13 protein-coding genes are annotated in these 13,100 nt (G+C 70.5%); 6 read left to right on the forward strand and 7 right to left on the reverse strand.

What is annotated here, in order from left to right; translation table 11 throughout:
* Nucleotides 1-263 precede the first annotated feature (263 nt).
* Both ACZ69M_RS45090 and ACZ69M_RS45095 read left to right on the forward strand, forming a co-directional pair.
* Nucleotides 264-812 carry a DUF1697 domain-containing protein gene (locus ACZ69M_RS45090; protein WP_470059426.1) on the forward strand — a complete coding sequence of 183 codons (549 nt, stop codon included), beginning with the start codon at nt 264-266 and terminating at the stop codon, nt 810-812.
* Nucleotides 805-1,182, forward strand: coding sequence for a nuclear transport factor 2 family protein (locus ACZ69M_RS45095; protein ID WP_470059428.1), 378 nt, complete (start codon nt 805-807; stop codon nt 1,180-1,182). Before ACZ69M_RS45090 ends, ACZ69M_RS45095 begins: the two co-directional genes overlap by 8 nt.
* Here ACZ69M_RS45095 and ACZ69M_RS45100 read toward each other — a convergent pair.
* Complete coding sequence (locus ACZ69M_RS45100) at nt 1,163-2,029, reverse strand: transglutaminase-like domain-containing protein (protein WP_470059430.1); 867 nt, start codon at nt 2,027-2,029, stop codon at nt 1,163-1,165. The two genes, ACZ69M_RS45095 and ACZ69M_RS45100, sit on opposite strands and share 20 nt — an antisense overlap.
* A gap of 34 nt (nt 2,030-2,063) precedes the next feature.
* On the reverse strand, nt 2,064-2,894 hold the full coding sequence (locus ACZ69M_RS45105; protein ID WP_470059432.1) for an aldo/keto reductase: 831 nt from the start codon (nt 2,892-2,894) through the stop codon (nt 2,064-2,066).
* Between the two features lie 39 nt (nt 2,895-2,933).
* On the opposite strand from ACZ69M_RS45105, the gene ACZ69M_RS45110 reads away from it, so the two are divergent.
* The 4 genes from ACZ69M_RS45110 to ACZ69M_RS45125 all read left to right on the forward strand — a co-directional run bounded on the left by ACZ69M_RS45110 (nt 2,934) and on the right by ACZ69M_RS45125 (nt 8,061).
* Nucleotides 2,934-3,971 carry a ketopantoate reductase family protein gene (locus ACZ69M_RS45110; RefSeq protein ID WP_470059434.1) on the forward strand — a complete coding sequence of 346 codons (1,038 nt, stop codon included), beginning with the start codon at nt 2,934-2,936 and terminating at the stop codon, nt 3,969-3,971.
* Between the two features lie 10 nt (nt 3,972-3,981).
* On the forward strand, nt 3,982-4,581 hold the full coding sequence (locus ACZ69M_RS45115) for a TIGR03086 family metal-binding protein (protein WP_470059436.1): 600 nt from the start codon (nt 3,982-3,984) through the stop codon (nt 4,579-4,581).
* Between the two features lie 93 nt (nt 4,582-4,674).
* Nucleotides 4,675-5,304 (forward strand): mycothiol-dependent nitroreductase Rv2466c family protein, encoded by a 630-nt coding sequence (locus ACZ69M_RS45120; RefSeq protein ID WP_470059438.1) that lies wholly within the window; start codon nt 4,675-4,677, stop codon nt 5,302-5,304.
* Nucleotides 5,305-5,460: 156 nt separating this feature from the next.
* Nucleotides 5,461-8,061: a fibronectin type III domain-containing protein gene (locus tag ACZ69M_RS45125; protein ID WP_470059440.1), complete on the forward strand. Its 2,601-nt coding sequence runs from the start codon at nt 5,461-5,463 to the stop codon at nt 8,059-8,061.
* Between the two features lie 122 nt (nt 8,062-8,183).
* On the opposite strand, the gene ACZ69M_RS45130 is transcribed toward ACZ69M_RS45125, so the two are convergent.
* The 5 genes from ACZ69M_RS45130 to ACZ69M_RS45150 all read right to left on the reverse strand — a co-directional run.
* The gene (locus tag ACZ69M_RS45130; protein WP_470059442.1) at nt 8,184-8,924 is read right to left on the reverse strand and encodes a sirohydrochlorin chelatase; all 741 of its coding nucleotides are present in this window, start codon (nt 8,922-8,924) and stop codon (nt 8,184-8,186) included.
* A gap of 7 nt (nt 8,925-8,931) precedes the next feature.
* Nucleotides 8,932-9,852: an ABC transporter permease gene (locus tag ACZ69M_RS45135; protein ID WP_470059444.1), complete on the reverse strand. Its 921-nt coding sequence runs from the start codon at nt 9,850-9,852 to the stop codon at nt 8,932-8,934.
* Nucleotides 9,839-10,627 carry an ABC transporter ATP-binding protein gene (locus ACZ69M_RS45140; RefSeq protein ID WP_403701259.1) on the reverse strand — a complete coding sequence of 263 codons (789 nt, stop codon included), beginning with the start codon at nt 10,625-10,627 and terminating at the stop codon, nt 9,839-9,841. The genes ACZ69M_RS45135 and ACZ69M_RS45140 overlap by 14 nt, the downstream gene beginning before the upstream one ends.
* Nucleotides 10,628-10,663: 36 nt before the next feature.
* Complete coding sequence (locus ACZ69M_RS45145) at nt 10,664-11,779, reverse strand: aliphatic sulfonate ABC transporter substrate-binding protein (protein ID WP_470059446.1); 1,116 nt, start codon at nt 11,777-11,779, stop codon at nt 10,664-10,666.
* Between the two features lie 232 nt (nt 11,780-12,011).
* Nucleotides 12,012-13,100 (reverse strand): sulfate adenylyltransferase subunit 1 (locus ACZ69M_RS45150; RefSeq protein ID WP_470059447.1); only part of this gene is annotated, 1,089 nt, incomplete at its 5' end.

Below are 13,100 nucleotides of genomic sequence, written 5' to 3' on the forward strand. Positions count from 1 at the left end.
CCTTGTGCACGATGACAGCCCCCTGCCGTCACCTCTGCTTATGAAGGTAGGGGCCGGATAAGAACGTCTCCTCGTGCTGCCCGGTGAACCCCGGGACCTCCGGCTCCTCCCCGCGGACCCCGTCGTCTCCGCACTGGGGAGGACAGAAGCCCCTTACACCTATCCGGGCCTCTCGGGGATCGGGATCAGGGTGCGGCCGTCGATCGGCACCGGGGTGCGGGTGTTGATCCACCTGGGTCCGATGGCCGCCCTATGGTGTGCGGATGACGACGACGTACGCGGCACTGCTGCGCGGGATCAACGTGGGCGGCAACAAGAAGGTGCCGATGGCCGAGCTCCGCACACTGATCGAGGAACTCGGCCACGGCGACGTACAGACGTATCTCCAGAGCGGCAACGCCGTCTTCTCCACCGACCGCGGGGACGAGGACTCCCTGGCGGCCGAGTTGGCCGAGGCCATGGAGAAGCACTTCGGCTTCGGCGTCGGCGTACTGGTCCGCGACCACACCTATCTGAGAGCCGTACGGGAGGCGTGCCCGTTCCCGGCCGCCGAACTCGAGGCCAAGCAGCTGCACGTCACCTACTTCTCGGGCCCCGTCGGCCCCGAGGGCTTCGCCTCCGTCGACCCGGCGGTGTTCCTGCCGGAGGAGTTCCGCATCGGCGATCGGGCGCTCTATCTGTACGCACCCGACGGCCTGGGACGCTCCAAGCTCGCCGGGGCCCTGTCGAAGCCGCGGCTCCTCAAGGGCATCACCGCCACCACCCGCAACTGGAACACGGTCGTCAAACTCGAGGAGCTGACCGGTGCCTGAGCACAACCTCGCCGTGGAGGCCGCCATCATGGGCGAACTGCGGCTGCTCGACGCGGAGGTCCGCCGCTCGCCGGAGCGGCTCGGAGCACTGCTCCACCCCGACTTCTACGAGTTCGGCAGCTCCGGGCGGCTGTGGGACCGCGCCTCCGTCCTCGCCGAACTGACCGGCAACGCCGCGCCCGGGTCGCGGCCCCTCACCGCCTCACGGATGAAGGGCGTCCAGCTCGCAGCGGACCTGGTCCACCTCACTTTCGACACGGAGGAGGACAACGGCCGCCGGGTGCACCGCAGTTCGCTGTGGCGGCGGACGGAGGACGGCTGGCGCCTGTACTTCCACCAGGGCACACCGTTCAGGTCCGACCCAGAGTGACCCTTCGTACGCCGCCATAGGTGGTGTAAGAGACGATCTCGTCCGGGACCGTCAGCCTCGGGTCCCGGTACAGGCGCCGCAGCTCGTCCTCGCTGCCGGCCGCGGCGACGGAGTCGATCAGGGCGAGCTCGTCCGCGTCGAGCGCGGCGTCGTCGAGGATCTCCGGGCCCCAGGCGTCCCAGGGCAGTAGCTCGACGCCGTTGAGGGCGGCCAGGTCGCGCAGGAGGTCGGCGCGGACGAACCACAGGCCGTGATACGACAGACCCTCGATCCCGTTGAGGTCGAACACGCCGAACCTCCGGGGGTCGGCTCCTGCCTCGCGGCACGCCCGCCAGGCCTCCGTGGCCACCAGGAACTGGTCGCGGGGCACGTCCATCGGGTCGAAGCCGATGTCGTACTCGTGATGGACCTGCGGGTCGGCCAGCCGCCAACTGCCGTCCGGCAGACGGAACTCGGTGACCCAGTGGTCGGCGTAGTACGCGTCGAAGTACCGGGCGAAGCCACAACGGAGCCGGGCGGCCGTCCCCGTGGCCCGCAGCAGGGAGCAGTGCAGCAGCGCGAAGTCCCGGCACGTTCCCACGAACCGCTCCGCGGGCGCCCGCCGTTCGGTGAGCGGCGCGTCCCGGCGCTCCGCGAGGATCCGCAGCACCTCCGTCACGTAACGCGACTCCGCGTCCTGGTGCACCCGTTCCTCGGGGATGACGTAGCCGAAGCGCGGGCCCTCGCCCCGATGGATGATCAGATCTCTGACGACACGGGCGAGTTGCCCCGGATCACGGGGCAGTCCGCCGAGGTCCAGGGTGCCGCCCGGATCGCTGTACGGCGTCTGTTTCAGGTACTGGTCCATGCCCGGGATGCTCGTCCTTGCCCCAGGGGCAGGGTCAACCCAGCGCCGTCATGTCCTCGGCGGTGAGCCGCACCGCACCCGCGTCGAGGTTCTCCTCCAGATGAGCGAGGGATGCTGTGCCCGGGGCCGGGCACAGCACCGGGGAGCGGTGCAGCAGCCAGGCCAGGGCGATCTGCCCCGGTGCCGCCCCGTGCGCGGCGGCGATCCGGGCGCACTCCGGGTCGGCGGTGAGGGAACCGTTGCCCAGCGGGAACCAGGGCAGGAAGGCGATGCCGTGCGCCTCGCACAGCTTCAGCAGCGGTTCCGAGTCGCGGTCGAGCAGGTTGAAGCGGTTCTGGACCGAGGCGATGTCGGTCAACCGCAGTGCCTCCTTCAGCTGTTCGGCGGTGACGGAGTCGAGCCCGATGTGCCGGATCTTGCCCTCCGCGCGCAACTCGTCGAGCGCGCCCAGCTGTTCGGCCATCGGCACGGCCGGATCGAGCCGGTGCAACTGGTACAGGCCGATCGCCCCGAGCCGCAGCCGCCGCAGACTCGCCTCGCACATCGCCCGCAACCGCTCGGGCCGCCCGTCGATGTGCCAGGCACGGTCGCTGGTGCGCACGACACCGCCCTTGGTCGCGATCAACAGGCTCTCGACGTACGGGTACAGCGCCTCGGCGACCAGCTCCTCGGCGATCGAGGGGCCGTAGTTGTCGGCGGTGTCGACGAGGGTGACCCCGCGCGCCACGGCCCGCCGCAGCACGGCCACCGCGTCCCGGGCGTCCCCGCGCGGCCCCCAGTAGCCGGGACCGGTCAACTGGGCGGTGCCGTAGCCGAGTCGCCGCACCGGCGGCAGACCGCCGAGGGCGAGGCTTTCCGAAACCATTTCATGGAGGGTACACACGACTGTGCGAGGCTCGTCCCCATGCGCTACATCATCATCGGAGCGGGAGCGGTCGGCGGGGCCATCGGCGGCCGGCTGGCGGAGGCGGGCCACGAGGTGGCACTGGTCGCGCGGGGAGCGCACTACGAGGCGCTGCGCACACGCGGGCTGCGGCTCATGACCTCGGAGGGGACACGTACGCACCGGCTGCTCACGGTCGACGGGCCCGCGGCGCTCGGAGAGCTGCGCGCCGACGACGTACTGGTCCTGGCCGTGAAGACCCAGGACAGCGAGGCGGCCCTGGAGGCCTGGGGCCCGGCCCCCGTGACGGGCGGTGGCACGGCCGCCGAACAGCTGCCGCTGGTCTGCGCGCAGAACGGGGTGGAGAGCCCCCGGATCGCGCTGCGCCGCTTTCGCCGGGTGTACGGCGTCTGCGTCTGGCTGCCCGCGACCCTCGTCGAGCCGGGCGCGGTGTCGGCGGCGGGCGCCCCGCTCACCGGAATCCTGCACCTGGGCCGCCATCCGCACGGCACGGACGACACGGCCCGCCGCATCGCCGCCGACCTGGAGAAGGCCCACTTCGAGGCACCGGTCGTGCCGGACGTGGCGCGCTGGCAGTACGCCAAGCTGCTCGGCAATCTCGCCAACGCGATCGAGGCGGTCAGCGGCGTCCTGACCAGCGAGGAGGGCCTGGCGCTCTACGCGCGGGTGCGTGCGGAGGGCGAGGCGGTGCTGGCCGCCGCCGACCTCGCGTACACCGGCGAGGAGGAGCAGAAGAAGGCCCGCGACGACAAGATCCGGTTCGAGCCCTTCGACGGCTCCGAACGCTGCGGCGGTTCCTCCTGGCAGTCCCTCGACCGCGGCACCGGCACCATCGAGGCCGACTACCTCAACGGCGAGATCGTCCTCCTCGGCCGGCTGCACGGTGTGCCGACCCCGCTCAACGAGCTGCTCCAGCGGCTCGCGAACACCTTCGCGCGCGAGCGCAGGGCGGCGGGGTCGCTGCCGGTCGCGGAGCTCGTACGCATGGCCGGCGAGGCTGTCGCGTTTGTTCAAGAGGAGCGCGCGCCGCGTCCCTAGCGTGGAGCGCATGAGTAATCCGTACAAGAACGTGCACCCGTACATGGTGGAATGCGCCGCCGAGGCCGCCCGGGTGGCCGGCGGTGTCACGGCCGCGCAGCTGGCGGGGCCCGGTCCCACGCACTGCCCGGACTGGGACCTGCGCGCCCTGGTGAACCACTGGGTCCTCTACACCTCGCACGGCCTGGAGCACCGTGCGCTGCGGAGGCCGCTCTCCGAGGAGCTGACCGGCCGCGACTTCACGGCGGATCCCGGCTGGGCGCGGGCGTACGCCGAGCAGCTCGACCGTGCCGTGACCGCCTGGGACGACCCCGCGGTGTGGGAGGGCGAGGTCGATCTCGGGATGGCGAAGATGCCCGCCGCCGACATCGCCTCGATGATCGTCAAGGAGATGGCGGTGCACGGCTGGGACGTCGCGACGGCCACCGGCCAGGAGTTCCGGGTCTCGGACGGCGCGGCCCGCTTCGTCCTGGACGTCGTCGACACGCATGCCGAGCTGTACCGCCAGTACGACGGCTTCGCCGATCCGGTGCCGGTGTCCGACGACGCGCCCGTTTTCGAGCGCGCCCTCGCTCACAGCGGCCGGGATCCACGCCTGGCCCGGCGATAGGGCCCGTCGCACAAGGAGTCGGGGAATTGGGTCAGTGAATCAGCTTCGGATTGGATCGAGATTCTGTGCCATTGGCTGGCTAGCCTCGGCGGTATGACGAACCCGAGGACGGACGACTCGCCCACCCGCGTCGACTTCTACTTCGACCCGGCCTGCCCCTTCGCCTGGATCACCTCACGCTGGATGCTGGAGGTCGAGCGTGCCCGCCCGCTCGACCTCCGCTTCCGTGTGATGAGCCTTCACCTGCACAACCTGGGCAATGAACTCCCCGACTGGTACCGGGAGCTGGTCGACAAGTCCGTCGGTCCCGTGCGGGTCGCGGTGGCCGCCGCCGAACAGCACGGCGAGAAGGTGCTGCGCGACCTCTACACCGCCTTCGGCACCCGCATCCACGAGCGGGGGGTCGAGGACTTCGACGCCGTGGTCGCCGACTCCCTCGCCGAACTGGGGCTCCCGGCCGCGTTGGCCGCCGCGGCCCACGACTCCGCGTACGACGAGGCGGTACGCCGCAGTCACGAGGCGGGCCGGGAGCCCGGCTCGGACGGCTATGTGGGGACCCCCACCCTCCATGTCGACGGAACGGTGTGGTTCGGCCCCGTCCTGCGGGCCGTTCCGCGAGGCGAGCGCGCGGCGGAACTCTTCGACAGCTTCCGCGTCCTCGCCGCCCACCCGGACTTCTTCGAGCTCAAGCGGACAAGGACGGGAGGACTGTCCTTCGACTGAACAGCGGTCTGGAGTATGAACACTGCTCGGATGAATAGATGTCCATGAGAAGGGAGTTGGGGCGTTCTCTGTCGCATTCATTGACGCTGGCGCTTCATAGATCCTACCTTTCTCGGCGTTGGGTACCGGCTGATCCCACGGGAGGGGAACATGCCCATGCGCCGAAGAGCCGCCCTAGTCACCCTGATCTCCACGGTCCTGGCCCTCGGAATTCCGGGTGCCGTGTCCTCCGCCCAGCCCGCGTCCTTCGACCTCTACGTCTCCCCGAGCGGGAGCGACCACGCGAACGGCACCGCCCGCCACCCCGTACGCACCCTGGAACGCGCCCGCGACCTCGTCCGCGAGCGCGTCACGGGGATGAAGGGCGACCTGACAGTCCACCTCGCGTCGGGTACGTACCAGCAGACCGCACCCCTCACCCTCGACGCCCGGGACTCGGGCACCGGCGGCCACCAGGTGATCTGGCAGGGCACCGGGAACACCGTCATCAGCGGTGGCCGGCAGGTCCAGGGCTGGCGCCCGGTCAGCGGGAGGCCGGGCCTGTGGTCCGCGCCCGCTCCCCAAGGCCTCACCGACACCCGGCAGTTGTACGTCGACGGGGTGCGCGCCCAGCGCGCCCGCGGAGCCGTGCCGGTGACCCTCACCCAGACCGCCACCGGGTACACGGCGTCCTCCGACACCCTCGCGCACTGGAAGCACCCCTCCGACGCCGAGTTCGTCTACACCAGCGGCGAGTCCCTGTGGAACGTCGAGCGCAACGGCCTGGGCCAGTGGACCGAACCGCGCTGCCGCGTCGCCGCCGCCGAGGGCACCACGATCACGATGGTCCAGCCGTGCTGGGACAACTCCAACAAGCGCGTCGAGTTCCCGGACATCCCCGGCCGCACGGTCAGCATGGTCGGGCCAGGACACCTCACCAACGGCGGCAAGGCGACGTACATCGAGAACGCCTACGAACTCCTGGACCAGCCCGGCGAGTGGTACCTCGACCGCACCGCGCACCGGGTCTACTACCTGCCCCGCAAGGGCGAGAACCTCGCGCGCGCCGACGTCGAGGCGGCACAGGCCGAGAAACTGATCGACGGACGGGGCACGGCCGCCGCGCCCGTCCACGACCTCGCCTTCCGCGGCCTGCAGTTCAGCTACGCCACCTGGCTCACCCCCTCGGGGCCCGAGGGCTTCTCCGAGATCCAGGCGGGCTACACCATCACCGGCGAGAAGGGCTGGGCGACCCAGGGCCTGTGCCAGTACGTCGAGGGCGGCACCTGCCCCTTCGCGTCCTGGACCAAGATGCCGGGCAACGTCTCCTTCGTCCACGGGCAGCGCATCGCGTTCAGCGACGACGTCTTCGCCCATCTCGGCGCGTCCGGCCTCGACCTGGGCACCGGCTCGAAGGACTCCACGGTCAGCGGCAGCGTCTTCACCGACATCTCCGGCAACGGACTGGAGATCGGCACAGTGGACGGACAGACCCCCGCCTCCGGCGTCCAGGTGACGAACAATCACCTCTATGGACTTCCCCGTGAGTTCCACGGCGGCGTGGCGATCCTCAACGGCTGGACCCAGAGCACCACGATCGCCCACAACCAGATCGACCACGTCGGCTACAGCGCCGTCTCGCTCGGCTGGGGCGGCTGGCCCGACAAGATCGGCGACCCGGCGACCCCCAACGCCAGCCACGACAACACGGTCCGCGACAACCTGATCTTCGACTACATGCAGATGCTCGACGACGGCGGCGGCATCTACACCCAGGGACTGACGGGCACCTCCCTGGCCGACGGCGAGAAGGTCACCGGCAACGTCATCCACGACCAGTGGGGCCTGGGCAAGAACGTCTACACCGACAACGGCTGCACCTACGAGACGGTCGAGGGCAACGTCCTCTACAACGCCTCGTACGCCAACGTCGCCTCCCGTCACACCGACTACCGCGACACCCTCGGCAACAACGACCCGACCCTCGTCAAGGACAACTGGTGGGAGGAGGGAACCGCCGACGGCGACAACAAGGGCCTGGTGACGACCGGCAACAAGATCATGACGGCCCCGTCCGACGTACCGTCGGAGATCATCGGCAACGCGGGACTCGAACCCGCCCACCGCGGGCTGCTGAACCGCCGCGTCGGCGCCGTCTCCGCCCCGGAGGCGCCCTCCCGTGTCGGAACGAGCACGGCGGGCGCCGACGCCCTGTACGTCACCTTCAACCCGAGCTTCGTGGACGGGGGCTCACCGGTGACGGGCTACACGGCGCGGGCGTACGACGCGTCCGGGCGCCAGGTGGGCGAACAGGCCGTCGGCGCGGCCGAGTTCAAGCGCACGGCGATCGTACGGATCGGTGGACTGCCCGCGCCGGCCGGCCCGCTCACGGTCACCGTCACCGCGAGCAACGCCCACGGCGCCAGTGCCCCGTCGCTCGCCTCGCTCCCGCTGACCCCGACCGCCGTGACCGCGCTGCCGGGCGCACCGACCGGCCCCAAGCTGCGTACGGCGTCCACCGCGGCCACCGTGGCCTGGACCCCGCCGACGACGACCGGCGACGCCAAGGTCGTCGGCTACCGCGTCACCGTCTCCGACGGCCGCGCCCAGATCGACGTCACGGGCCGGGACGTACTGGTCGGCCAGCCCTCGGCGAAGGGCATGTTCCGGGTGATCGGAGGCCTCAGGCCGGGCACCTCGTACACGATCACGATCGCGACGGTGACGGCGGCGGGCACGGGACCGGCGGCCACCGTGACGGCCACCACCAAGGCGTGAGCGGGTCGGGCGAAGTCCGCTGCGGTGCGGCAGCGACCTGAAGGGAAGCGGGGAACCGCGCGACGAGCCACGACGGCGCCGCAGATGATCGAAGGCCCGTCCCGGTAGCCCTAGCGGAGCGCTCAGGCGCCGAGCGCCACCGGCACCGGGACGCGTGCCTCGTCGTACCGCTCCAGCAGGACCCGTGCCACCTCCGGCGCCGGACCCAGTACGTCGGCCAGGACGTCCGCCTCGGCGGCGCCGCGGGCGATGCGGTCCGGCAGGAAGCCGGGGGCGAGGACGTAGGGGGCGACGGCGACACGGGCGCAGCCGAGGGCGCGCAGTTCACGCACCGCGTCCTCGGTACGCGGAAGGGATGCGGAGGCGAACGCGGGCCGCACGGCGCACCAACCGGTGTGCCGCCACTCCCGCGCGATTTCTGCGATCACCGCGATCGCCTCCGGGTCGGTGGACCCCGCGGAGGCCAGCACGACCCCCGTCGAGGACTTGTCGGCGGGGGTCAGCCCCGCCTCGTACAGCCGGCGTTCGAGCGCCGCCGTCAGCAGGGGGGAGGGGCCGAGCACCTCCGCCTGGCGGATGCGCAGCCGCGCCGGTGCCTCCCGCAGGACCGCCGGGATGTCCGCCTTCGCGTGGAAGGCGCGGGTGAGCAGGAGCGGGAGGGCGACCACATCGCGTACGCCCTCCGCTGCCAGGGACTCCAGCACCGCAGGCACCGAGGGGATGTTGAAGTCGAGGAAGCCGGTCTCCACGCGCAGGCCCGGACGCCGGGCCCGCACACGCCGTACGAGGGCGTGCACCGTCGCGGCATGACGCGGATCGCGGCTGCCGTGGGCGATGACCAGGAGGACCGGACGACTCGTCATGACGGGCTCAGCTCTTCACCAGGAGACCGCGGCTGCGCAGCACCCACCGCTCCAGCGGGCTGAAGATCAGCAGGTCGATGGCGATACCGACGAACAGGATGAGGAAGATGGCGAGGAAGACCATCGACATGGAACTGGCGGTGCGGCCGTTCTCCAGCAGCTGACCGAGGCCGATGCCCAGGTCGGGGGAGGAGGCGATGATCTCCGCCGCCATCAGGGAGCGCCAGGAGAACGCCCAGCCCTGCTTCAGACCGGCCAGATAGCCGGGCAGCGCGGCCGGCATCACGATGTGCCAGGTCCCGCGCAGGCCCGTCGCGCCCATCGTACGGCCCGCCCGCAGGAACAGCGGCGGCACCTGGTCCACGCCCGACACCAGGCCGTTGGCGATGGAGGGGACGGCGCCGAGCAGGATCACCGCGAACATCATCGAGTTGTTCAGGCCCAGCCAGATGACGGCCGGCGGCACCCAGGCCACGGAGGGCAGCGACTGGAGCCCGGAGAGGATGGGGCCGATCGCGGCGCGGACGAACTTCACCCGGGCCACCAGCAGACCCAGCGGGGTACCGATCGCAAGGGCGAAGAGGAACCCGAGCAGACCGCGCGAGACACTCGTCCAGATGTAGTCGAGCAGCGTGCCCTGCAGCCAGGCGTCCTTGACCTCGCCCCAGACGTCGGACGGGGAGGGCAGCTTGCTCGGGTCGGTGACGACCTTGAACGAGATCAGCGCCTGCCACACCACCAGCACCAGGGCGATGGCGACGAGCGGCGGCAGGATCTTCTCGACGAAGGTCTGACGGAAGGCCGGCCGGCCCGAATGCGCCGTCGTCTCCAGGGCGTCGAGGCCCGCTTCCAGGCCCGCCATGTCGTTGCCGGAGCTGTCCTTGACGGGCCGGCCGGCCGCGTCGGCCTTCGTCTCAGTGCTGGCCATGGCGGCGGATCTCCCCACGCAGTTGTTCGGTGATCTCGACGGACAGCTCCGCCACGGCCGCGTCCTCGATACGACGCGGCTGCGGGATGTCGACCCGCCACTCGTGGGCCACCCGGCCGGGGCGCGAGGACAGCAGGACGACCCGCTCGGCCAGCCGCACCGCCTCACGTACGTTGTGGGTGACGAAGAGGACGGACAGCTGGGTCTCGCGCCAGATCCGGGTCAGTTCGTCGTGCAGGACATCCCGCGTGATGGCGTCCAGTGCCGCGAACGGCTCGTCCATCAGCAGGATCTGGCTGTCCTGGGCGAGCGCGCGGGCCATCGCGACGCGCTGGCGCATACCGCCGGACAGCTCGTGCACCCGCTTCCCGTACGCGCCCTTCAGCCGGACGAGTTCGAGCAGCTCCTCCGCCCGGTCGCGGCGGTCGGACTTCGCGACGCCGCGCAGCCGCAGCGCGAGCTCGATGTTCTTGCCCGCGGTCAGCCACGGGAAGAGGGCGTGCTCCTGGAACATCAGGGCCGGACGCCCGTTGGTCGTGATGTTGCCCGCGGTCGGGGCGTCGAGACCCGCGACCAGGTTGAGCAGCGTCGACTTTCCACACCCCGAGGCCCCCAGGAGGGTGACGAACTCGCCCGGCGCGACATCGAGGGTGATGTCGTCGAGGACGAGCTGGGGCCCCGCCGGTCCGGCGAAGGACTTCGAGACATGCTCGATCCGGGCGGCGTGCTCCGTCACTTCGGCGCCGTCGGCGGCCTTGGCGAGGGTTGTGGCCATGGTCGTCACCTCCTGGGAACTCATCGGTGTGGGTCCTTACTTGACGCCGAGACCGGCGTCGTCGACCGTGCTCTCGCCCGCGGCCCCCAGGACCTTGTTCAGGAGCGTGAGGTCGTAGATCCCGTTCAGGTCGGGCTTCTCCAGCAGGCCCGCCTTGACCGCGTGCTCCGCCTCCGTGTTGAGGGTGGACGCCAGCGGGTCATTGGTGATCTGGATGGACTTCCAGGCCGGGTCGAGCACGTTCGCCGGGAGCTCCTTGCCGGAGTCGACCTTCAGCTGGGCGTTGGCCGCGGCCTTCGCCTGGTCGGAGTTGGCGTTGATCCACTTGTTGGTGTCGACCGAGCCCTTCAGCACGGCCTCGACGACCTTCGGGTGCTCCTTGAGGAACTTCTGCGACACGATGATGTTCGTGATCACGAACTTCTTGTCGGGCCACAGGGAGGCCTCGTCGAGCAGTACCTTGCCGCCCTCGGCGACCAGCTTGGACGCGGTCGGCTCCGGCACCCAGGCGCCGTCGATGGAGCCGGACTTGTAGGCGTCCGGGGTGATCTTGTTGTCCGTACGCACGACCGAGACGTCGCCCTTGCCGCTCTGCGCGTCGACGTTCCAGCCCTGCTCCGCGATCCAGTTGAGGAACGCCACGTCCTGCGTGTTGCCGAGCTGCGGAGTCGCGATCTTCTTGCCCTTGACGTCCTTCAGGGACGTGATCTTCTTCGGGTTCACCACGAGCTTCACGCCACCGGACGCCGAACCGCCGATGATGCGCAGGCTCTTGCCCTGGGACTTGGTGAAGCCGTTGATCGCGGGCGAGGGGCCGATCCAGCCGATGTCGATCGAGCCCGAGTTCAGCGCCTCGATCTCGGAGGGGCCCGCGTTGAAGGTGGAGTACTCCGCCTTCGTGCCGCCCAGCGCCTTCTGGAAGAGGCCTTCCTGGCGGCCGACCAGCGCCGTCGCATGCGTGAGGTTGCCGAAGTAGCCGATCTTCACGGTGTCCAGGCCCTCGATCTTCGAGGACCCGGCGGCGACGTTCTCCTTCGAGGAGGAGTCGGCCTTCTTCTCGGAGCCGTAGCTGCAGGCGGCGAGCGCGAGCAGGGGGAGTGCGACGGCGGCGGCTATGCCGCGGCGTACAAAGGTCGAGCGGATGGCAGGCACGGGAGGGGTTCCTCTCGTTGGCCCGGCGGTCACGATCTCAGGTCGTGGCCGGGAGGTCGGCAGGTCTTCGTCGTCGCATCCGGGACGTCGGGTGGGGGGACGGGGCGCGCAGGCAGTGCGCGTACGTCATTACGCACATCGCGCCACTCCGCCCTGCCCGCTGCCGAGGACGCCGCTGCCGACGCGGCCGCCCTCCTTGGCGAACGTGGAGTAGAAGTCGGTGGACGTCATGTCAGAAGTCCCACCCGTCGTCGTCGCCCTCGTCCTTGACCGGCTGGGGCGCGGCGAACGACTCGCCGACCATGCCCGCGGTCAGCGTGGTGCCGTCCGCCGGGTCGATCAGGATGAACGCGCCGGTGCGCCGGGAATCGGCGTACGAGTCGAGCGGAAGCGGCTCGGCGGCACGGATCTTGACGCGGCCGATGTCGTTGGCGACCAGCTGACCCGGGTGCGGGTGCAGCGACAGGTCGTCGAGCGTCAGCCGGGACGGGATGTCCTTGACGATCGCCTTCACCGTGCGGGTGCCGTGCTTGAGCAGCACCCGGTGGCCGACGGTGAGCGGCTGGTCGGCCACGTGGCAGACGGTCGCCTCGACGTCCTGCGTGGTCGGGGGCGCGTCCTTGCTCGGCACGACCAGGTCGCCGCGCGAGACGTCGATGTCGTCCTCCAGCAGGAGGGTCACCGACTGCGGGGTCCACGCCACGTCGACGGGCTTGCCCAGCAGATCGATCCCGGCGACCTTCGTGGTGCGCCCGGAGGGCAGCACGGTCACGCTCTCACCGACCCGGAAGCTACCGGCGGCGATCTGACCGGCGTACCCCCGGTAGTCGGGGTGTTCGGCGGTCTGCGGGCGGATCACGTACTGCACGGGCAGACGGGCGTGGCAGTGCCCCAGGTCGTGGCTGACCGGGACCGTCTCCAGGTGCTCCAGAACCGTCGGGCCGCCGTACCAGTCCATGTTCGCGGAGGCGTCCACCACGTTGTCACCGGCGAGCGCCGAGATCGGGATCGCGGTGATCTCGGGAACGCCCAGCTCGGAGGCGTACGCCGTGAACTCCTCGGCGATCGCGGCGAAGACGGACTCCTTGTACTCGACGAGGTCCATCTTGTTGACGGCGAGGACCACGTGCGGGACGCGCAGCAGTGCGGCGACGGCGGCGTGCCGGCGAGTCTGCTCGATGACGCCGTTGCGGGCGTCGACGAGGACGACGGCCAGGTCGGCGGTCGAGGCGCCGGTGACCATGTTCCGGGTGTACTGCACGTGCCCGGGGGTGTCGGCGAGGATGAACCGGCGGCGTGCCGTGGCGAAGTAGCGGTAGGC

The organism is Streptomyces sp. NPDC107454 (assembly GCF_055582885.1).

Excerpts from the sequence above, each read along its gene's own strand:
- ACZ69M_RS45120 (WP_470059438.1), top strand. The coding sequence starts at position 4,675 with ATGACGAACCCGAGGACGGACGACTCGCCCACCCGCGTCGACTTCTAC.
- ACZ69M_RS45100 (WP_470059430.1), bottom strand. The coding sequence starts at position 2,029 with ATGGACCAGTACCTGAAACAGACGCCGTACAGCGATCCGGGCGGCACC.
- ACZ69M_RS45130 (WP_470059442.1), bottom strand. The coding sequence starts at position 8,924 with ATGACGAGTCGTCCGGTCCTCCTGGTCATCGCCCACGGCAGCCGCGAT.
- ACZ69M_RS45110 (WP_470059434.1), top strand. The coding sequence starts at position 2,934 with ATGCGCTACATCATCATCGGAGCGGGAGCGGTCGGCGGGGCCATCGGC.
- ACZ69M_RS45115 (WP_470059436.1), top strand. The coding sequence starts at position 3,982 with ATGAGTAATCCGTACAAGAACGTGCACCCGTACATGGTGGAATGCGCC.
- ACZ69M_RS45105 (WP_470059432.1), bottom strand. The coding sequence starts at position 2,894 with ATGGTTTCGGAAAGCCTCGCCCTCGGCGGTCTGCCGCCGGTGCGGCGA.
- ACZ69M_RS45125 (WP_470059440.1), top strand. The coding sequence starts at position 5,461 with ATGCGCCGAAGAGCCGCCCTAGTCACCCTGATCTCCACGGTCCTGGCC.
- ACZ69M_RS45140 (WP_403701259.1), bottom strand. The coding sequence starts at position 10,627 with ATGGCCACAACCCTCGCCAAGGCCGCCGACGGCGCCGAAGTGACGGAG.
- ACZ69M_RS45090 (WP_470059426.1), top strand. The coding sequence starts at position 264 with ATGACGACGACGTACGCGGCACTGCTGCGCGGGATCAACGTGGGCGGC.
- ACZ69M_RS45135 (WP_470059444.1), bottom strand. The coding sequence starts at position 9,852 with ATGGCCAGCACTGAGACGAAGGCCGACGCGGCCGGCCGGCCCGTCAAG.